Below are 20,071 nucleotides of genomic sequence, written 5' to 3'. Positions count from 1 at the left end.
TTTATGACCATTTAATCGAGAGTATAAACTATTTGAATGATATTTATTCTCTGCTCAAACGATGATTAGTTAACGCTGATAATTCAGTTGATTTATATATATATTGAGATTTTAAAGAAGACGATTTCTACTTTACTTAATTTAGAGTTACCTCTTAAAAAGTAATAGACATGTTCCTTTTCCTACAGTCATAAACTTAATGGGTATTGTTATTAATCGTGTAAAAAGGAGGCAGTCACATTCAAACACACGTTGTACGCGCTGGGGAGTCCTTATGGGGAATTGCACACATGTATGGTACAACTGTCCAAAATATTGTAGATGCCAATCAGATACCTGAACCAAATCGTTTGGTCGTTGGGCAAGCATTGGTGATCCCAATCGTGGGGAATTTTTATTATGTGCAGCCGGGGGATAGCTTATGGTCAATAGGACAGCGCTTTGGCATAAACTATTTAACACTTGCACAAGTAAATGGAATTAATCCTAACCAATCTTTGAGGGTTGGCTTACGTCTCTATATTCCGCCGATGCCAAAGACGAAGGCGGAAATATTGGCGTACTTAGAGCCAAGAGGGACATCTGTTAGTGAAGCATTATTAAATCAAGTGAGGGAAACGGCACCGTATTTAACATATCTAGCGCTGTTTAGTTATGAGGCGAGACGTGATGGGTCGTTAAAAGTTCCACCATCTCAAGGTGTGACTGAGTTAACAGGCAAGACAGGTACGGTGCTTGCGATGGTTATCTCGAATCTAGAAAATTTCCAATTTAGCGGAGAGTTAGCAAGAGATATTTTCCAAAGTAGAGCGGTACAAGATTTATTGTTTGATAATATTCTTAAGGAAGCAAAGCGTTTAGGTAGCGTCAGAGATATTCATTTTGATTTTGAGAATATACCAGCTGATCAACGGGTAGCGTATAACAATTTCTTAAAAAGGGCTGTTGAAAAGTTTCATCCAGCTGGATATACAGTTTCAACAGCGCTTACTGCGAAATCAAGCGCAGATCAGCCGGGCGCATGGTTTGCGGGGCATGATTACAAAGCGCATGGGCAGATAGTGGATTTTGTTATGTTAATGACCTATGAATGGGGCTATGCTGCAGGGCCACCTATGGCTATTTCACCTATTAATCAAGTTGAAGCAGTTGTGAAATATGCATTGTCTGAAATGCCTGCCAGTAAAATTATCTTAGGACAGAACTTATATGGCTATAATTGGACGCTCCCATTTGTACAAGGAGGTCCCAATGCTGAGGCGCTCAGTCCACAAAGGGCGATTGAAATAGCGAAAAGATACAACGCAGCTATTCAGTATGACACGACGGCCCAAGCACCGTTCTTTAAATATTATGATGAACAAGGGAAAGAGCATATTGTTTGGTTTGAAGATGCTAGGTCTGTCCAAGCTAAATTCAATCTTGTCAAACAATATCAACTACGTGGCGTAGGTTACTGGAAGCTTGGATTACCGTTCCCACAAAATTGGCTGTTAGTCGGCTCAAATTTCAATGTAGTGAAAAAATAAGGGGGAGAGGGGCGTCGTGGAAATGACAAAGCTCCTCCTTTTCTATCTACCTAGAAAAGAATCTGCAATATGAGAAAATTATAAGATAAATAGTAATAACTATTCACTATTTTCGGGATGGGATATACAATTATGGTAAAAAGTAATCTAGGAGGGGTATTTTGGGTAATTTTAAAAAGTTAGGTATTATTTTAACATCTACGGCATTTTCGTTAGGCGTGCTTTCGCCAGTTGCACACGCTTCGGCGTCTCTGAATAATGAGCCTGCGGGGAAAATTGAAATTCAAGTGGCATCAAAGGAGACGAAGGTAACTAAAGAAGAGCTTATAAAAAAATTGCGTACATTATTTCCGAATGAGTTTAACTTTTTAACAGATAAGGATTTTCAGATTGAAAGCGGTCATTATTATCCTGAGGACAAGACCATCCGCTACGAGCTGAACTTCGATAAAGTGGTTGACGGTAAAAATATCTATGGAAATTTCAGCTTCAGAGGAGATAGCTTAGAGCTAGAGTCTTTCCATTATCGACCTGCAGATAAAACGGGTGCATTATTCCCAGCAAAATATTCAAAAGACGAGGCGCAAAAAATTGCGCAAGACTTTTTGAAGAAGTTCACAAATGCATCAAACTATCAATTGCAAGAGGACAACTTTGGGTACGACTACTATATGAGTATCCCGTTGTCAGAGCCAACTACTTATTCATTTGAGTATCAGCCGACACAAAATGGCGTACCGATAAGCGATCAAAGTATCGTAATTAGTGTATTAGGTAATGGTGTTGTTGATAGTATGTATCGTGGCTTGTATCCAACAGGTAAGGCTACATTTGATGGCTTAGAACAAAAGAAAAGCGAGACGGATATACAAAAGCAAATACGTGATCATTTAGCAGTCGAATTGCGTTACTTCATCGACTACAATTATGCAACGGATGAGCGTGAAGTAAAGCTTGTTTACATGCCAGTTTCTAGCTTTTATGGTGTACATGCTTTAACAGGTCAGTGGCAAACACTAAACGGCTTCTCAACACAAGCACCAAAGGCACAAGCGATTGAAAAGCTTACGACACAGCCGCTTACACCAAGAAAGGGCAATCTTACACTCGAGGAGGCCGAAGCCTTAGCAAAATCTTTCCTAAAAGTAGATTCAGACAAGGCTAAGTTAACGATTGACATGGTCAATGAAAGAGAAAATGGCATTGGCGAAACGATTTATACAGTAGATTATAGTTATACGTATGGAAATATCGGAACAGGCTCATCACTAGACATTAATAAAACCACGGGAGAAATTATACAATTTTATGATTTGCGTAATGAGTTCATTAAAACAAATGAATTTGCGGCAGCAATTACAAAAGAGGCAGCCTTAACAAAGGCGATTGATTACTTAAAGGAATGGGCTCCATCTTACGTTCATCAATATGCAAAAACAATGGAAAGCTATTCATTTGATGAATATAGTAAATATCATCAATTCATATTCCCACGTGTCGTGAATGGTATTACGGTGACAGGTGACGAAATTAATATTGGTATTGGTACGGATGGCTCGCTACGCATATTAACGATTAACCATCAGAACATCCAAGACTGGCCATCTGCAAGTAAGCTTATTACTCCGGAGGTAGCAAAAGAAACGTTTAGTGAAGCATTGAAGACAAAGCTGCACTATGTAAAGCAGGCAAACGAGGACAAGCAACACTATGATTTAGTATATGGACCAACGTATGACGGTGTTCTATTCAATCAGCTAGATGCAACGACAGGTAAGTGGTTGAAAAGCATTAAACCAGAATCGAATACGCCGCTTATTTCTCATCCAACAGCAGCAGATGAGCTCAATTATTTACTGCATCAAAAAGTTTTAGAAGTAAAGGATCCGGCTAATTTCAATGCGGACAAAGTAGTAACAAAAGGTGAAGCAATAAAAATAATTATAAAATCAATGACATATAATTATTACAATTATGATATGTCTCAAGAAGAGGAGAAGCAATCCTTCCCGAATATTGATTCGAAGCACCCTCTATACTCAATCGTTGAGCAGGCTGTCGGTATGGGGATTTTAGAGCCAACCGATAACTTCAAAGTTGAAGATGCACTAACACGCCAGGAGCTTGCAGAGTGGTTTATTCGTGCATTACAGCTTGAAGAAGCGGCACAGTATAACGATATTTATAAGTTGGATTTTAAAGATGCAAGTACGATCCAACCTCCTTATGCGGGATATGTAGCTCTAGTCAACGCGATGGGTCTATTAGAGGCGCAAGAAAACAATTTTAATGCTACTGGTAAAGTGACATATGCTGAGTTAGCGGTTTCAACAATTCGTTTAGCGCATAAGATTTACGAAAAAGAAGTTAATCGTTTTTACTAGTAAGCGAAATTAATAGAGGAGTTGTTTCAGATATTTTTCTGACACACCTCCTATTTTTTTCTGCTTATCGGAAAAAAACATTGTTAAATTGAGTGAATAATAAGGTAAATACTGATAACTATTCACTAATTTAGGGATTTGCTGTACAATTATGGTAAATAATATTCTAGGAGGGTTAATTTGGTTAAATTAAAAAAGTTAGGGATTGTTTTAACATCTACGGCATTTTCGTTAGGCGTGCTTTCGCCGGGTGCACAGGCTTCGTTTTCTGCAAATGAGCCTACAGGAAAAATAGAAATTCAAGTGGCAGCAACGGAGACAAAGGTAACAAAAAATGAACTTATTAAAAAGGTTCGTACATTGTTTCCAACTGAGTTTAATTTTTTAACAGATAATGATTTTCAGACGGGACGCGGGCATTTTTATCCAGATGATGAAACAATTCGTCACGGACTAGATTTTCAAAAAGTCGTCGACGGTAAAACAATCTATGGAAGTTTTAGATTCAAAGGCGATAATTTAGAGCTAGAGTCTTTCAATTACCAACCGACTAATGTGACAGATGCGTTATTCCCAGCAAAAATTTCAAAGGATGAGGCGCAAAAAATTGCTCAAAACTTTTTAAAGAAGTTCTCAAATACAACGAACTATCAATTGCAGGAAAATGGATTTTATGATAATTACTATATGAGTAATCGTTTATCAGAACCAGTTCGTTATGCATTTTCTTACTTGCCAACACAAAATGGAGTACCGATTAGCGATCAAAGCTTCGAAATTAGTGTACTAGGTAATGGTGTTATCGAAAGTATGTATCGTAACGTTTCTACAACGAACAAGGCGACATTTGATGGCTTGGAGCAAAAGAAAAGTGAGACGGATATACTCCAGCAAATGCGTGAGAATGTAGCCGTCGAGCTACGTTATAACATTGACTATGATTATGAGACAGATGAGCGTGAAGTGAAGCTTGTTTACGTGCCAATTTCTAGCTGGAGTGGTGTACATGCGCTAACAGGTCAGTGGCAAACCCTAAATGGCTTCTCAACACAAGCACCAAGGGCACAAACACTTGAAAAGCTGGCAACGCAACCACTTGCCCCGAAAAAGAATGGTCTTACAGCTGAGGAGGCAGAAGAGTTAGCAAAAACTCTATTAAAGGTTGCTCCGGACAAGGCAAAGTTAGTGATTGAATCGGTAGATGAAAGAGAAAATGAAGATGGTGAAGCGGTTTATGCGGTAAATTATATGTACCATTATGGCAGTGGTGGTTCAGGTACAACACTAGAGATTAATAAGAAGACAGGCGAAATCACACAATTTCACGATATAGGTAGAGATTTTACAAACATTAGTAAGACAGCATCAGGAATTGCAAAAGATGTGGCACAATCCAAAGCGATTGAGTACTTAAAGGAATGGGCGCCTTCTTATTTGCACCATTATGCAAAATCAATGGAAGGGTATTATTTTGATGAGTATAGTAAAAGTCATCATTTCTCATTCCCACGTGTCGTGAATGGTATCACTGTAGCAGGTGACGAAATTAATGTGGCTATCGCTGCGGACGGCTCTCTGAGTTCGTTAGGGATTAACCACCAGAATGTTACAAATTGGCCATCTACAAGTAAAATCATTACTCCAGATGTAGCGAAGGCATCGTTTAGTGAAGCATTAACGACGAAACTACAATATGTGAAACAAGCCAGTAAGGACAAGCAACATTATGACTTAGTATATGCGCCAACTTATGACGGTGTATTGTTAAATCAACTAGATGCTAAGACAGGTGAATGGTTAAATAGCAAGAAGCCAGAATCAGATACAGAGATCATCAATCATCCAACTGCGTCTAAAGAGTTGAATTATTTACTAAATCAAAAGCTTTTAGATGTTAAAGATCCAGCAAACTTTAATGCCGATAAAGCAGTAACAAAAGGCGAAGCGTTGAAAATTATTATGAAATCACTGACATATGTATACTTCGGTAGAGATATGGGAGAAGGGGAAGCAAATCAATCATTCCCAAATATCGATCCGAAGCATCCACTATACGCTACGGTTGAGGAGGCTGTACGTATGGGTGTATTAGAACCATCAGACAGCTTTAAAGTTGAAGACCCATTAACTCGTCAGGAATTTGCGGAATGGTCTATTCGTGCATTAGATCTTGAAAAAGCTGTGCAAAATAGTGATATTTATAAGTTGAACTTCTCAGATGCTAGTTCAATTCAACCAACTTATTTGGGGTATGTAGCTCTAGCAAATGGGATGGGGCTGTTAGATGCACAAGACAACAAAATTAATGCAACTGGAAATGTGACTTATGCAGAATTAGCGGTTTCTACAATTCGTTTAGCGCACAAAGTGTATGAGAAAAAAGAAAATCGTTATTACTGGTAATAGAAAATTTATTAAAAAGAGGTGTCTCAGAAATGTTTCTGAGACACCTCTTTTTTAGCGTAAAGGCTAATATAATCTTTTGGAATAATAGAGGTTTCTGTATTAGATAAATAATGTTGATTTGCAACATTTGCGCACTTTAATTTATGAAATGTTATAATTTATGATTTTTTTCACTATAATATAAGAAAAACCGTTAAAGGATGTCGAGTTATGGATATTGTTAAAATTAAAAAAGTAACTGTGCATAATTTAAAGAATGTACGAAACGGTGAGATATCGTTATCGACAGATTTTGAATCGTTTTTGAAATCGAATGTTATCGGCATTTATGGACAAAATGGATCTGGAAAAACAACAGTGGTAGATGCGTTTAGTGTATTGAAAACGTTGATTTCTGGTTGGATTAGTCATGAAAAGCTGCAACAGCAAAAAAAGCGTTTAATTACGGCTGGGGAAGAAACAGCTAGCTTAGATTTCGATTTTCTTGTACAAAATGAGTTTGGGGAGTTTTATGTTAATTACTTTGTAGCTTTCCAAGAGGATGATGAGCGTATTTATACGACAATTGAAAAGTTAAGCTATCGAGAAAATGAGAAGGGTAAACGCTCGAAAACGCTTATTTATAAAGAGGAAGATGTTGTGCAAATTCGGACGACTTCACTGAAAGAAATGAATGAGAAATTGCGTGTGAAGGTGATGGTTGTACGAGCAATGGCACAAAAGGAGCATGTTTCATTTGCATTCCATAAGGATCTTAAGCCTGTACTACAGGAAATGCTAAATGAGACGGAATGGCATCTGTTAAATAATATTGCAATAGATTTCAACAGGGATTTACATGTCATTAACAACCAAAGTATTGGTCTTTTGATGATGAAATATATCATGCCATTTAGCGTACATTTGGATAAATCAAGAGGGTTTATTCCTTATGATTTAGAGGGTACTTCTTTACTTCAGAAAGACCGTTTTGAAGTGCTGTGCAAAGTAATTGATCAAACAAATAAAGTACTTTCAACCATTATTCCAGAGCTGACGATTAAAATCCATTTTATTACGGAACAAACTTTAGACAACGGTGAACAAGGTGTGCGCTTCGAGTTTTTATCGAAGCGGGGTGAGTGTGAACTACCATTACGCACGGAGTCAGAAGGGATTTTGAAGATTATTTCGGTATTGAGTGCCCTTATCGCAGTTTACAATAATGCCAATGCCTGTGTTGTGATAGATGAGTTAGATTCAGGTGTGTTTGAGTATTTGTTAGGTGAATTATTAACAGTTATTGATGAAGCAGGCAAGGGACAGCTCCTCTTCACCTCGCATAATTTACGTGTGTTAGAGGTACTGCCGGTTAAAAATCTATGGTTTACAACAGCTAATGAATATCATCGATATGTTCAGTTAAAAGGCATTAAAGAAGTAAATAATGCGCGTGATGTTTATTTACGTGCTATTCAACTAGGTGGTCAAGTAGAAGAGATTTATAAAGAAACGAAGCCATTTCATATTAAGCGTGCTTTTAGAAAAGCAGGTGTCAACAATGACTAAAAAAGTAATTCTTGTTGTTGTTGAGGGAGAGACCGAGCAAATTATTTTGTACGATTACTTAGATGCGTACTTTGCAGAATCAGAGGTTCGATTTGATGTGCAGCGTGGGGATATTTTAACGAAATGGGAAGGTACGAAAAAGACTACGAACATCAAAAATACTGTTGGACAAGTCCTTAGCCGTTATTTAGAAAAAAATAAGTTTTTGCCAAAGGACTTACTAGCGATTGTGCATATAACAGATGCGGATGGCTGTTTTATCCCTCATGAGCAAGTAAAAGTGAGTTCGGACGTAAAGGGTTCGATATTTTATGATGAGACAGAAATTCTAGTCGGGTCCCCGAAGAAGAAAGAAGCGATTGAAGCAAGGAATACACTGAAGGCACAAAATATTAAAATACTTGCAACGAGTCAATCCTTTACGTTAAAAAAGAATGCTGTGCCGTATCAGTTATTTTATTTCTCGACAAATTTAGAGCATGTTTTGTGGGGCGAGCGTAATGAAGAGCCTGTCGGAAAGGCCCATAAAGCGGATGAATTTATAGAAAACTTATCTTGTTCAATTGAAGAATATTTACGCCCGTTTTTACACGTGAACAAAGGGAACTCCTATGATGAACAGATAGAGGAAAGCTGGGCGTATTTAATGCAGGAATGTAATTCACTGCAACGGAGTACTAATGTGCCACTACTAGTTGAGATGGTAGAACAAATACAACGTAATGTTCAATAAGTAAAAGGGAAAATTTTAAAGGTATCGATTAGTTTTTTTGAATGTGGGAATAATAAGCACTATCGAGAGGAGTGTTTATTATGAAAAAATTTAAAGTTTTATTAGCAGTGCCTTTAGTAGCAGGTGTACTTTATGGTTGTAATAAGGATGAGGTGAAGGATGTACCAGAAAAAGCACCTGTGGAGACGAGTACTAAACAGGAAGAGAATAAGCATGCTGCTGAATCTGCGTTATTCAACTTTACAGAATTCTCATTAGACGTAGATTATTCGGCAACCGAGTCTTATGATGTGGATTATGATAATGAAAGATCCGGCATGGAAGCGGAGTTAGAGGATAATCGCAACAATGAAAAACTATATGGCGATGAAGCATTTACAAAGCTAGAGCCACTATTTAAGCAATTGACATTCGATTCGGCGACACCAAATGATGAGGTCATCGATCAAGTGATTTCTGTATTCAAAATTGCAGACGACTTTCAATCCATAGAGATAGAAGTGAAATTTGCAGACGGCACGAAAAAGGAATATGAGCGAATTAAATAACCAGGATAGGGTTTCTTAATTGATCGCTACTCCAAGGCATTTTTAATTGGAGTTAGTACAGAGATAGTAAATCTGGAGTGCCATTGTATTGAACGATGGCACTTTACATATATATCGCAACATTGAAGAAGTGTGTTTTGGAAATCACTTTCTGTTTTTTGAAGCAAATGGCTTGAAAGTATGTTTTTAACGTGTTATTATTATCTCGAATTAAAGATATTGTATTTCGAGATAAATAAGGGAGTGATAATCGTATGGAGGTAAATAATCCAAATTTAAAAGCTTTTACGGTCGTATTCCGAGCTTATCAAGCGATACAAGATGCAACGAAAAAAGATTTAATGCAGTATGGTTTAAATCCAACTGAGTTTAGCGTTTTAGAGTTTCTATATCATAGAGGCGAACAGCCAATCCAAGTACTTGGGAAAAAGATTTTAATCGCTAGTAGTAGCATCACATATGTTGTAGATAAGCTAGAGGAAAAAGGATTTGTATGCCGCCGTTCTTGTCCAAATGATCGTCGTGTTACTTACGCTGTATTGACATCGGAAGGGCAAATGTTGATGGATAGAATTTTCCCAGCACACGAACAAAAAATTAACGAGATTTTTGAGGTTTTAACTGAAAAAGAAGTGGAAACGATGATGGATGCACTTAAAAAAGTCGGTATCAACGCCACAAAAAAATAAAAAATTTTACGTACATATCTCGAATTCGAGATAATAAGGAGGAACTTAATTATGAACAATTTAAAAGGCATTCACCATGTAACAGCAATCACTAGCAGCGCAGAAGAAAACTATAAGTTTTTTACGTATGTATTAGGGATGCGCTTAGTGAAAAAAACGGTAAATCAAGATGATATTCAAACGTACCATTTATTCTTTGCAGATGACAAAGGTAGCGCGGGTACAGATATGACATTCTTCGATTTTCCGAACATTCCAAAAGGTGTACACGGTACAAATGAAATTTCAAAAACATCATTCCGTGTACCAACTGATGCAGCTTTAGAGTACTGGGTAAAACGTTTTGATCGCTTAGAAGTCAAGCATACAGGCATAAAAGAACAATTCGGCAAAAAAACTCTTTCATTTGTTGATTTTGACGACCAACAATACCAACTTATTTCAGATGAAAAAAATGAGGGGGTTGCATCTGGTACACCTTGGCAGAATGGTCCAATACCACTTGAATATGCAATTACAGGGTTAGGACCAGTATTTATTCGCATCTCGGATTTGAAATATTTAAAAACAGTACTTGAAAAAGTAATGTTATTTACTGAAATCGCTGAAGAGGGTAACTTCCACTTATTCGAAGTAGGTGAAGGTGGGAACGGCGCACAAATCGTGGTAGAACACAACGCAGATTTACCTGTTGCTCGTCAAGGCTTCGGTACAGTACACCATGTGGCATTCCGAGTAGCTGATCGAGCTGTATTAGATGAATGGACGGAACACTTAGAGAACTTTGGTTTCCATACATCAGGTTATGTAAATCGTCATTTCTTTGAATCATTGTATGCACGAGTGGCACCGCAAATCTTATTTGAATGGGCAACTGACGGACCTGGCTTCATGGGAGACGAACCATATGAGACTCTAGGTGAAAAATTATCATTGCCACCATTCCTTGAAGCAGAACGCAACAAAATTGAGCAATTAGTGCGCCCAATTGATACTGTAAGAAGTGCTATTTCGTTCGATAAAGAATATGAATAAGCATTTCTTAATTTGGAGGTAATATAATTGGAATTTACTAAGTTAATTGACAAGCGCCGCTCTGCAAACAATTTCATCAAAGATGTCAAAATTACTGAAGATGATATTCGTCCAATTTTAGAAGATGTGAAGTTAGCGCCATCAGCGTTTAATCTACAGCATCCTGAATACATCGTTGTGATGGATGAGGATATGAAGGAGAAAGTACGTGAGGCATCTTATGGTCAATATAAAGTACATGCAGCATCAGCTGTTGTTTTAGTACTAGGAGACAAAGAAGCTTATAAGCAAACAGCACGAATTAGTCAGGGTATGGTGGATTTAGGTATCATTACAGATTTTGAATTACAGAGCCTCGTGGATGATAATTCGAAGTTTTATGAGGGGCGTGGCGATGAATTTATGAAAGAGGATGCGATTCGCAATGCATCACTTTCAGGTATGATGTTCATGCTTGCAGCAAAAAATCGTGGCTGGGACACATGCCCGATGATTGGTTTTGATCAGGAAAAAATACGTACATTGTTTAATGTGCCAACAACACATGAAATTGCTTTAATGATCACGATTGGTAAGGAAAAGGAAAGCAGTCGTCGTTTACGCGGCTACCGTAAACCAGTCGAGGAATTTGTTACTTATTATTAAGAAGATAAACATACAACCAATACTTTTCGTATTGTTGAATATCTGGAGGGAATAAACATGAAAGTAGTAGCCATCGTAGGTAGCATCCGTAAAGAATCTTATAATATGCAGTTAGCAAAATATATTCAAAAATGCTTTACAGAGAAATTTGAACTTGAAATATTAAGCTTACGTGACTTACCGATGTTTGATCAAGATATCGAAAATGATGCACCACAAGTTGTAGTAGATTTCAAAGCGAAAGTAAAAGCAGCGGATGCAGTACTTTGGGTAACACCAGAATATAATGGTACCGTACCAGGTGTTATGGTGAATGCAATTGACTGGTTATCTCGTGTAGATAAAGTCATGATTGGCAAACCATCTTTCATTATGGGGGCTTCGATGGGGAACTTAGGTACTGTCAAAGCACAACTACATTTACGTGATATTTTATTCTCACCAGGCATTAGCTCACCTGTACTGGGTGGTAATGAGGTATATGTTGGTGCAGTACACACAAAATTTGATGCTGAAGGAAACTTAACAGACGAAGGTACTGTGAAATTTCTAGACCAAGTCATTGAAAACTTTTTAAACTGGATGCAAAAAAACGCTTAAAATATTGTAGGATGATTTCTTTGAAATATTGAAATCATCCTTTTTTTATTGTGTAAATGAAGGATAATGTACTATTTCTGCATGAAATCTCCAAATTTAAGGGTTATAATTTTAAGAAACTGAAAAAATGGCGGTACGTAGATGCGTAAACTTTCACTGAAGCTAGGTATTATCTTTTTTGTCACACTATTTTGCATTGAAACCTTCATGATGTTCTTTCTACATGCTTCACTCGCTAATTCAAGAGTTGAAGAAGAGCTCATAAGCTTACAAGCAAGAGGAAATTCACATAGAACGATTTTAGAAGGCAATTTCGATAGGGAAACCTTAGCCCATGTAGCTTTGATGGAATCTGAGGCGAGTACAGATGTTGTCATTATAAATAATAAAGGGAACGTATTAGCTACTTCTCGACCTCAACTCAATATAGATGCTTATATTAAAGGTTTAAACGTATCAGTTCCTTACATGGGACAAACGCTAGAAGGAAATTGGGAGGAAGAAGCGTTCATTGCAACAATTAGTCCGATTAACGAAGGGCAAACAACGATTGGTTACGTCTTAATGATTCAAAACACAGAGTCCATCCACATGTTAATGGAACGTTTGAATAAACACTTTTTAATGGTTGGGATGATTTCGGGATTGGTGACAATACTCATTATTATCATTTTGTCTAGAAAGTTAGCTAAACCCCTTATTCAAATGAAGGAAGCAACACTGAAAATGAGTAAAGGCGATTTCACTGTCGCTCTTGCTACAAGTGGTAATGATGAACTTGCTGATTTGTCGAAATCGATACAACTATTGGCAGATGATTTGAAGCATGTGAAGCAGGAACGGAAGGAATTCTTATCGAGCATTGCCCATGAATTAAGAACACCTTTAACATTCATCAAAGGATATACAGACATTCTATATAAGCGTAATTTGACGGAAGTGGATAAAAAGAAGTACTTAGGAATTATTATCGAAGAAACGAATCGACTTTCACATTTGATTAAGGATCTATTCGACTTAGCGAAATTAGATGAAAACTCATTTGTTATAGAAAAAAAAAGACTTGATATGCATTTGTTTTTTGCAACCATTGAAGCGAAGTTAAGCCCGGCTTTTCAAGAAAAACAAATAAACCTATCTATTCAATGTGAAGAAGGTTTAACTTTAATGGCGGATTCATTAAGACTCGAACAAGTAATTATTAATTTACTTGATAACGCATTAAAGTATTGTACTGCTGGAGATAAAGTTGTAGTGACTGTCCGGAGTACCAATCAGTCTATGCAAATCACAATTGAAGATACAGGAAAAGGGATTTCAAAAAAAGATCTTCCATATATTTTTGACCGTTTGTACAGGGTGGAAAAATCTCGCTCTCGTGCATTAGGGGGTTCTGGGTTAGGTCTTGCTATTGTGAAGGAACTTGTTCATGCCCATGGTGGAGAAATAATAGTACGCAGTGATGAAAATAGCGGAACTACTTTTGAAATAACGTTTAGGGGAGCCGGAAATGATGAGAACATTATTATTAATCGATGATGAGCCGAGAATGCTAGACTTATTAACTCTCTATTTAGAGCCGAGATTTCATTGTGTCGCGGAGGCATCCGTACTAGATGCATTAGCCTATTTAGAGAACCATCCTGTAGATTTAGTGTTGCTGGATATTATGATGCCAGAAATGGATGGATGGCAAGCCTGCCAGGAAATTAAAAAATATTGGGATTTGCCAGTAATTATGCTGACGGCTAAAGGGGAACGAGCAGATATTGTGAAGGGTCTGAATCTTGGTGCAGACGATTATATTCAAAAACCATTCGATGAAGATGAATTGGTTGCACGGATACATGCGGTATTAAGAAGAGGGAAAACTGAGGAAGCTGTGATTGCATTTCATGGGCTGCGATTGATAAAAGAATCATTTGAATTACATTTTCAGCAAGCAGAAATATCATTAACGCCAAAAGAATTTGCTATGATGGTCTTATTTCTTGAACACCAAAATAAAGTCTTTTCAAGGGAACATTTAATAAGCGTTGTATGGGGCTTTACTGTTTCAATTGAAGATCGAACGGTAGATTCGCATGTGCGTAATTTGCGAGATAAATTACGTAAAGTTGGTTTCCCTATAGATGATTATTTGCAAACAGTATGGGGTATCGGCTACAAATGGCATAAATCTTCAAATGTAGAATCCATCTAAAAGAAGGGTTACACGCTATAATAGTAAAGAGAACCAATTTCACCTTAACGGATTATCACCATAGAGGAAGAATGAGCGAATAGATTTATTGTGGTTGAACAATATGTTGCTCAAGAAAAGCAATAGGGTGGGAAATAATTTGAACCTTTGAAGTAAATGAAAAAAGAACGTATATTTTCACTTAGCAATATACGTTCTTTCAATGTTAATTTGAGAAACGAATGGTTTTAAATAGCCTTCATTTAACATGTTGAATATTATTCATTTTCATTAATAATTCCGTAGTATACTAAATCCTCATATTTACCGTCTTTTATGACATGTTCCTTTAAAAGTCCTTCTTTTTTCATACCAATCTTCTTGATAACTTTTCCTGAAGCAGGGTTAGATGAAAAATACCGTGCAAACACTTTGTGCAATTTCTTTTCTTCAAAAGCAAACTGTAAGATCGACTGTGCTGCTTCTGTCGCATAGCCATTTCCCCAATAGGGCTCGCCAATCCAATAAGCTATTTCCCCTTGGTTAAAACGTTTATTGTTGGATAGTGCAATTGCTCCAAATACTTTGCCGGTTTCTTTGTCTGTTACTGCAAACTCATACGAATTATCCTTCATAAAATTATCGTAATGGTGTTCTATCCACGATAATGCATCATTTAAACTATACGGATAGGGTAGGTACAGTGTATTTTTATAAATATTATAGTTGTTGCAAAGTGCCACAACCGTTGCCGCATCGGATGTTTGAAATAGTCTAAGGACGAGTCTTTCTGTCTTAATTATTAATTTTTCACGATCATCTCCCATTCGATCATCTCCCTTTATCTACAATATATAAATCCTGCCTTTGTAAAATGCTACGTGTTAGAAACAGCATAAATCAAATGGAAAATTATTACTACATAAAAAGATATAACTAAAAAGACAGAATCATAATGAAGTGATTCTGTCTAAAAATTTCCCCAAATCTTCTATATTATTTTACAGGTGCCAGTTCACTTTCTGTAACCCATTGATGATTTTTAACCGCTTCGCCATCAGTCGTAGATACATAATCAATCATATAAACTGTCGTTTGAATTGCCTCATCAATAACAACCTTTGCATTTTCCATACCTTCCATATGTGAAGCATCAGTTTTTACTTCCGTGCCCGGTGTTACCGGTACATCTCCTGCATCAATCAATTCCTCATGAATAACCCATTTATGTTTTTCAACGCGGTCACCGCCTGTAGTAGGCTCATAAGAAATCATGTAAGCAGTCGTATCATAAGCGCCAACGATTGTTGCCTCCGCGCCCTTCATCCCGTCCATATGTCCGTCTGTAATGATGGCCGTACTACCTACTGGAAACATTGGGTTTTCTGCATTCTTCAAAGTTTCTGGCACGTCACCTGAACTAGAATGATTCATAGTAGAGTGATCCATTTCTGTTTTTTGTTCAGTCGTATTTTCTTTATTCGTTTCAGATGGTTCCTCTGAACATGCTGATAATGCCAAAGCTGCCACCACTGTTAGTAAACCTGCATGCCACTTGCTTTGTAACTTCATATCATATTCCTCCCAACTCTTTGTCTTTAATTTAACAAAGAAATGTGCAGAAATTATGCATAAGGTCATTAGCAATAAATAATTTATGCTTGTGTATTTCTTGAAAAGTAATGAACTAGCATCAGAAGTTTTTATTATTTAATCGGAATAATCTTCAATACTTTTTGCATGCGGTATGCGAAAAATCCTGCAAATACCGCCAAGATGATATCTTTTGGTAATGGTGGCATCATCCAAAGCCATGCAAGTTTATAGGTGAAACCTTCAGGTGCACTTGCCCAAAACTTGTATGCAAAGTACATCCAGTTAGTTCCTAGTAAATAGTTAATAGCTGTTGCGACAAGTGCAGCGATGATATAACTTTTCTTGGTACCGCTGCGTTCTACAATGAGCCCTGCTACATATGCGGCTAAAATAAATGTCACGATGAAACCGAATGTTGGGCTTAAAATCTGTCCAAAGCCACCACCAAAGCGAGCAAAAACCGGCGCACCGGCTAAACCGATGAGCATATAAATCGTACAAGCTAGTGCCCCTTTTCGACTGCCAAGTATAAGTCCTGCTAAAATGGCAAAAAACGTTTGTAACGTAATCGGTACACCACCTACAACCATGAAAGGTGCAAAGGATGTAATATTAGCCCCGATCATCATCAATGTTGAGAATAACCCAATATACGCAATATCGATTGTTTTTAATTTGTGATGTGAATGATCAGCTACGGTTGTCATAATTTCACTCCTGTATTGGTTAGTTGATAAGGTTATTTTAGGAAAAAATAGCATTTGTGTCAACTTAATATTTTTTAAGGTTAACGCAAATGTTGCGAATTGTTACGTAAAGTATATTTTTAAGATCATGGATAGGTATGAATAACACGAATTTCAAATGACTTTTTCTATTTGATAAACTTTATATGAATTTTTATAAATGAATAAACCTAAAATAATTACACAATCTATGTCGGGAAGGATGTGTAATAAAAATGGATGAGAAAAAATTAGCACAGTTAAGTCAGGAGCAACTTGATAAGATTAATGACCTAGAACAAAAGATTGGTGTGACTTTAATTGCTTATGATCAACAAGTGATACAGCAAGGTGATCGTAGTAGTATGCAGGACAACCATTCTTCATAAGGATGCGTAAAACCCTTGTAGAAATGCAAGGTGTTTTCTTTTGGTTGAAAAAGATAACATTAGGATTAAGAGAGTTTGGGTTAAAGGAGGTTCTATATGTTAAAACATTATTATGCGGATTTACATATACATATTGGACGTACAGCAAGTGGGCGTGCTGTGAAAATTACAGGTAGTAAGACACTTACATTACCTGGGATTTTAGAAACTGCGAGTGGACGAAAAGGTCTTGATATTATTGGCATTATTGACTGTCACTCACCAGAAGTAATCGGGGAACTTGAGAATATGATGGAACATGGTGAGCTTTATCAATTGGATGAAGGAGGCTTACGTTATCAAGAGACCACACTTATTCTAGGTTCAGAGATTGAAATCTACGATACAAACTGTCATGGGCCAATTCATGTACTTGCTTATTTTCCGACATTACTCCAAATGAAGGGATTTTCAAACTGGATGCAAGGATATATGAAAAATATCCATTTGAGCTCGCAACGTATTTATTGTGATGGCAGGACATTGCAACAAAAAGTATATGATATGGGGGGCTTATTTATTCCTGCACATGTATTTACACCGTTTAAAAGTTTGTATGGTAAAGGTGTCAAACAAAGTTTAACGGAAGTATTTGATCCGCATCTAATTGATGCAATTGAACTTGGGTTAAGCTCTGATACAACAATGGTGAGTGGGATTAGGGAGTTGCATTCTTATTCGTTCGTGACGAATTCAGACGCGCACTCACTTGGGAAAATAGCGCGTGAATATCAAAAGTTACAATTAGAAGCAGCAAATTTTACAGAATTAAAAAAAGCACTCCATTCACAAGAAGGGAGAATGATTTCAACCAATTACGGGTTAAATCCACTACTCGGGAAGTATTACCAGACAGTTTGTGCAAGATGTGGAGAGCAAGTAGGTGAAAAAGCGGTTACATGTATGGCTTGTGGCAGCGAGCAGATTATTAAAGGTGTTTCATTGCGTATTAGGGAGCTGTCAGAGACAAAAGAAGAAATGCAAACGAGACCACCTTATATTCATCAAGTGCCTTTAGATTTCATACCTGGATTAGGACCTAAGATGCTAGAGCGATTATTGCAAGCTTTTGGAACAGAGATGAACATTTTGCACACTGTAACGCTAGAGCAACTTGAACAAGTAGTGCCACATAAAATTGCAAAAATGATTGATTTAGCAAGAACTGGTCAATTAGCAATTGCTGTCGGTGGCGGTGGCGTTTACGGAAAGGTTCAACATGAGTAGATAGGGGGGATTCTTGAGAATAGGGTACTGCCTTTTTGTTGTATCTATTGGTTTTGAGAAAAAAGTACATATTGAAAATATTTGACGCTATTTAACCTGTTTTTAACCTTTGTCTAGTAAACTAGTAATTATTAGATAGTTAGGAGGAATGGGAGAATGCAATTTTCAAAGAAATTTCGCTTTTTAGCGGCAAGTGTATTGGCATTACAATTAACAGTACCATCAATAGTAGGTGCAGAAGAATATATAGTAGATAAGATTGCACCAAGTTGGGTACAGCAGATAGATTATGTGGCATTAGGGGATTCATTGGCACACGGCATGAATGAAGTAGGTGCAATTGGTTTAGGTTATACAGATTTTATCGCACAGTCGTTGCAAAAAGAAGGGCTTATTACTTCTTACAATAAAGGCTTTGCATACTCCGGTTATACAACAAAAAATGTATTGAGTGATTTACAAGCAGATGTAGAGAAAGCAGTAACAGGTTTCGGCTACATGAATGAACAAGCAAGTCTCCGTGCATCCATTAAAGATGCGGAGGTCGTAACGTTAACAGTTGGTGCAAATGATTTATTGCCTCTATTAGAAGAGGCAACAACAACAGGCATTAATATGGAAACAATTTTAAAAGCATCAACTGAGACAATGACTAATTATGTAGCTATTTTAACAGAGATTAAGAAAATTAATCCTCAAGCAGAAATCTATGTGATGGGGTACTACAACTCTTTCCCTTACTACGAGGAAGCTCTACAATCGCAATTTAAAATGTTTTTAGGTGTGATGAATAATTCAATTAAGACAACTGCGGAAAAGGTTGGGGCAATTTTTGTACCTACAGCTGATGTTGTCGCAAAGAATGTTGAGGGTTATTTACCAAATCCAGAAAATATACATTTAAGTGAAGCAGGTTATCAGGCTGTTGCAAACGAGGCATTTTTGCCAATCATTAAAAAGAGTAAGCTTTGGGATATCTCGTCAACTATGAATGTGACACAAGAAGGAATGACAACGGCACATGTGAAATGGACAGCAGCAACAGATAATGTTGGTATTACGCAGTATAATGTTTATGTAAATAATGAATTGCTAGAAACAGTTGCAGCAGAAGAAACCGCAATAACACTTAAGGATTTAGCTGAAAATACAGCATATACTGTAACTGTAAAAGCGGTAGATGCAGCAGGTAATGAAAGTGTACAAAATCCATCAGCAACCTTTACAACAGGTGGTACACCAACTTTTACAGACACTGAAAATCATTGGGCACTACCATATATTCAAAAAGCAGCAGCAACAGGTATTATGAAAGGCTATGCTGACGGTTCATTCAAGCCAGAGCAAGCAGTAACACGTGTACAAGCAACGGCAATTTTAGTACGTAGTTTAGGATTAACAACATCAGAAACTGCACCTTTCACAGATATTAGTAACTATGACGCTGAAACACAAGCGGAAATTGCTGCAGCTTATGCCTCTGGATTAGTAAAAGGCACTGACGGTAAATTTAATCCAAGCCAGCCGGTCACACGTGCACAGCTTGCACTTATGATTAATCGTGCATATGAACTAAAAACACAACAAGAATATGTTGTAAAAGGTGAAGTGCCATTTACGGATATTGCAACTTATAATGAAGAAACTAAACGTGCAATCGCTATGCTATACGAGTTCGGAATTGTTACAGGCAGTGAAGGGAAATTTGTACCTGCAGATTCAACAAAACGTAGCCATGCAGCAAAGATACTTGTAAATTTCAGTGAGTTATTGCAAAAATAATAGCGTGAAAAAGG

At 37.2% G+C, this 20,071-nt stretch carries 18 protein-coding genes; 15 read left to right on the top strand and 3 right to left on the bottom strand.

Features of this window, described 5'->3' with window-relative positions; genetic code table 11:
* Positions 1 to 290 precede the first annotated feature (290 nt).
* The 12 genes from ACIQ2D_RS19720 to ACIQ2D_RS19665 all read left to right on the top strand — a co-directional run bounded on the left by ACIQ2D_RS19720 (position 291) and on the right by ACIQ2D_RS19665 (position 14,320).
* Positions 291 to 1,529 (top strand): glycosyl hydrolase family 18 protein, encoded by a 1,239-nt coding sequence (locus tag ACIQ2D_RS19720; protein WP_483869755.1) that lies wholly within the window; start codon positions 291 to 293, stop codon positions 1,527 to 1,529.
* A gap of 161 nt (positions 1,530 to 1,690) precedes the next feature.
* Positions 1,691 to 3,913, top strand: a complete 2,223-nt coding sequence (locus ACIQ2D_RS19715; RefSeq protein WP_402867015.1) for a YcdB/YcdC domain-containing protein — start codon at positions 1,691 to 1,693, stop codon at positions 3,911 to 3,913.
* 180 nt (positions 3,914 to 4,093) lie between these two features.
* The gene (locus tag ACIQ2D_RS19710; RefSeq protein WP_402867014.1) at positions 4,094 to 6,316 is read left to right on the top strand and encodes a PepSY1/2 domain-containing protein; all 2,223 of its coding nucleotides are present in this window, start codon (positions 4,094 to 4,096) and stop codon (positions 6,314 to 6,316) included.
* Between the two features lie 213 nt (positions 6,317 to 6,529).
* The gene (locus ACIQ2D_RS19705; RefSeq protein WP_402867013.1) at positions 6,530 to 7,867 is read left to right on the top strand and encodes an AAA family ATPase; all 1,338 of its coding nucleotides are present in this window, start codon (positions 6,530 to 6,532) and stop codon (positions 7,865 to 7,867) included.
* Positions 7,860 to 8,600, top strand: coding sequence for a hypothetical protein (locus tag ACIQ2D_RS19700; RefSeq protein ID WP_402867012.1), 741 nt, complete (start codon positions 7,860 to 7,862; stop codon positions 8,598 to 8,600). Before ACIQ2D_RS19705 ends, ACIQ2D_RS19700 begins: the two co-directional genes overlap by 8 nt.
* Positions 8,601 to 8,680: 80 nt before the next feature.
* On the top strand, positions 8,681 to 9,148 hold the full coding sequence (locus ACIQ2D_RS19695; protein ID WP_402867011.1) for a YusW family protein: 468 nt from the start codon (positions 8,681 to 8,683) through the stop codon (positions 9,146 to 9,148).
* 254 nt (positions 9,149 to 9,402) lie between these two features.
* Positions 9,403 to 9,837, top strand: coding sequence for a MarR family winged helix-turn-helix transcriptional regulator (locus ACIQ2D_RS19690; protein WP_402867010.1), 435 nt, complete (start codon positions 9,403 to 9,405; stop codon positions 9,835 to 9,837).
* A 51-nt stretch (positions 9,838 to 9,888) separates the two neighbouring features.
* Positions 9,889 to 10,872: a ring-cleaving dioxygenase gene (locus ACIQ2D_RS19685; RefSeq protein WP_402867009.1), complete on the top strand. Its 984-nt coding sequence runs from the start codon at positions 9,889 to 9,891 to the stop codon at positions 10,870 to 10,872.
* A gap of 27 nt (positions 10,873 to 10,899) precedes the next feature.
* Positions 10,900 to 11,517, top strand: a complete 618-nt coding sequence (locus tag ACIQ2D_RS19680; RefSeq protein ID WP_402867008.1) for a nitroreductase family protein — start codon at positions 10,900 to 10,902, stop codon at positions 11,515 to 11,517.
* 57 nt (positions 11,518 to 11,574) lie between these two features.
* Positions 11,575 to 12,117 carry an NADPH-dependent FMN reductase gene (locus ACIQ2D_RS19675; protein WP_402867007.1) on the top strand — a complete coding sequence of 181 codons (543 nt, stop codon included), beginning with the start codon at positions 11,575 to 11,577 and terminating at the stop codon, positions 12,115 to 12,117.
* Between the two features lie 141 nt (positions 12,118 to 12,258).
* A complete protein-coding gene (locus tag ACIQ2D_RS19670; protein WP_402867006.1) occupies positions 12,259 to 13,656 on the top strand; it encodes a HAMP domain-containing sensor histidine kinase in 1,398 nt (465 codons plus the stop codon).
* Positions 13,631 to 14,320 carry a response regulator transcription factor gene (locus tag ACIQ2D_RS19665; RefSeq protein ID WP_402867033.1) on the top strand — a complete coding sequence of 230 codons (690 nt, stop codon included), beginning with the start codon at positions 13,631 to 13,633 and terminating at the stop codon, positions 14,318 to 14,320. The genes ACIQ2D_RS19670 and ACIQ2D_RS19665 overlap by 26 nt, the downstream gene beginning before the upstream one ends.
* 257 nt (positions 14,321 to 14,577) lie before the next feature.
* Here ACIQ2D_RS19665 and ACIQ2D_RS19660 read toward each other — a convergent pair whose 3' ends face one another.
* The 3 genes from ACIQ2D_RS19660 to ACIQ2D_RS19650 all read right to left on the bottom strand — a co-directional run bounded on the left by ACIQ2D_RS19660 (position 14,578) and on the right by ACIQ2D_RS19650 (position 16,602).
* Positions 14,578 to 15,126 carry a GNAT family N-acetyltransferase gene (locus tag ACIQ2D_RS19660; protein WP_402867005.1) on the bottom strand — a complete coding sequence of 183 codons (549 nt, stop codon included), beginning with the start codon at positions 15,124 to 15,126 and terminating at the stop codon, positions 14,578 to 14,580.
* A 169-nt stretch (positions 15,127 to 15,295) separates the two neighbouring features.
* Entirely contained in the window at positions 15,296 to 15,871 is a 576-nt protein-coding gene (locus ACIQ2D_RS19655) for a YdhK family protein (RefSeq protein WP_402867004.1), read from the bottom strand.
* A 134-nt stretch (positions 15,872 to 16,005) separates the two neighbouring features.
* Positions 16,006 to 16,602, bottom strand: a complete 597-nt coding sequence (locus tag ACIQ2D_RS19650) for a biotin transporter BioY (protein ID WP_402867003.1) — start codon at positions 16,600 to 16,602, stop codon at positions 16,006 to 16,008.
* A gap of 254 nt (positions 16,603 to 16,856) precedes the next feature.
* Between ACIQ2D_RS19650 and ACIQ2D_RS19645 the strand changes: the two genes are divergently transcribed.
* From ACIQ2D_RS19645 to ACIQ2D_RS19635, 3 genes are all read left to right on the top strand, one after another.
* The gene (locus ACIQ2D_RS19645; protein WP_402867002.1) at positions 16,857 to 17,009 is read left to right on the top strand and encodes a hypothetical protein; all 153 of its coding nucleotides are present in this window, start codon (positions 16,857 to 16,859) and stop codon (positions 17,007 to 17,009) included.
* A 96-nt stretch (positions 17,010 to 17,105) separates the two neighbouring features.
* Complete coding sequence (locus tag ACIQ2D_RS19640) at positions 17,106 to 18,275, top strand: endonuclease Q family protein (protein WP_402867001.1); 1,170 nt, start codon at positions 17,106 to 17,108, stop codon at positions 18,273 to 18,275.
* A gap of 156 nt (positions 18,276 to 18,431) precedes the next feature.
* Positions 18,432 to 20,057, top strand: coding sequence for an S-layer homology domain-containing protein (locus tag ACIQ2D_RS19635; RefSeq protein ID WP_402867000.1), 1,626 nt, complete (start codon positions 18,432 to 18,434; stop codon positions 20,055 to 20,057).
* Positions 20,058 to 20,071 lie beyond the last annotated feature (14 nt).

Origin of the sequence: Lysinibacillus sp. NPDC097287, assembly GCF_044761695.1 — a bacterium.
Taxonomy (GTDB): domain Bacteria; phylum Bacillota; class Bacilli; order Bacillales_A; family Planococcaceae; genus Lysinibacillus.
The sequence above is the reverse complement of the archived record's forward strand: the minus strand, read 5'-3'. Positions and strand labels throughout refer to the sequence as shown.

What these genes read in the sequence shown, in the direction of transcription:
- ACIQ2D_RS19720 (WP_483869755.1), top strand. Translation starts at nt 291, where the DNA reads ATGTATGGTACAACTGTCCAAAATATTGTAGATGCCAATCAGATACCT.
- ACIQ2D_RS19705 (WP_402867013.1), top strand. Translation starts at nt 6,530, where the DNA reads ATGGATATTGTTAAAATTAAAAAAGTAACTGTGCATAATTTAAAGAAT.
- ACIQ2D_RS19700 (WP_402867012.1), top strand. Translation starts at nt 7,860, where the DNA reads ATGACTAAAAAAGTAATTCTTGTTGTTGTTGAGGGAGAGACCGAGCAA.
- ACIQ2D_RS19695 (WP_402867011.1), top strand. Translation starts at nt 8,681, where the DNA reads ATGAAAAAATTTAAAGTTTTATTAGCAGTGCCTTTAGTAGCAGGTGTA.
- ACIQ2D_RS19690 (WP_402867010.1), top strand. Translation starts at nt 9,403, where the DNA reads ATGGAGGTAAATAATCCAAATTTAAAAGCTTTTACGGTCGTATTCCGA.
- ACIQ2D_RS19685 (WP_402867009.1), top strand. Translation starts at nt 9,889, where the DNA reads ATGAACAATTTAAAAGGCATTCACCATGTAACAGCAATCACTAGCAGC.
- ACIQ2D_RS19675 (WP_402867007.1), top strand. Translation starts at nt 11,575, where the DNA reads ATGAAAGTAGTAGCCATCGTAGGTAGCATCCGTAAAGAATCTTATAAT.
- ACIQ2D_RS19670 (WP_402867006.1), top strand. Translation starts at nt 12,259, where the DNA reads ATGCGTAAACTTTCACTGAAGCTAGGTATTATCTTTTTTGTCACACTA.
- ACIQ2D_RS19665 (WP_402867033.1), top strand. Translation starts at nt 13,631, where the DNA reads ATGAGAACATTATTATTAATCGATGATGAGCCGAGAATGCTAGACTTA.
- ACIQ2D_RS19660 (WP_402867005.1), bottom strand. Translation starts at nt 15,126, where the DNA reads ATGGGAGATGATCGTGAAAAATTAATAATTAAGACAGAAAGACTCGTC.
- ACIQ2D_RS19655 (WP_402867004.1), bottom strand. Translation starts at nt 15,871, where the DNA reads ATGAAGTTACAAAGCAAGTGGCATGCAGGTTTACTAACAGTGGTGGCA.
- ACIQ2D_RS19650 (WP_402867003.1), bottom strand. Translation starts at nt 16,602, where the DNA reads ATGACAACCGTAGCTGATCATTCACATCACAAATTAAAAACAATCGAT.
- ACIQ2D_RS19645 (WP_402867002.1), top strand. Translation starts at nt 16,857, where the DNA reads ATGGATGAGAAAAAATTAGCACAGTTAAGTCAGGAGCAACTTGATAAG.
- ACIQ2D_RS19640 (WP_402867001.1), top strand. Translation starts at nt 17,106, where the DNA reads ATGTTAAAACATTATTATGCGGATTTACATATACATATTGGACGTACA.
- ACIQ2D_RS19635 (WP_402867000.1), top strand. Translation starts at nt 18,432, where the DNA reads ATGCAATTTTCAAAGAAATTTCGCTTTTTAGCGGCAAGTGTATTGGCA.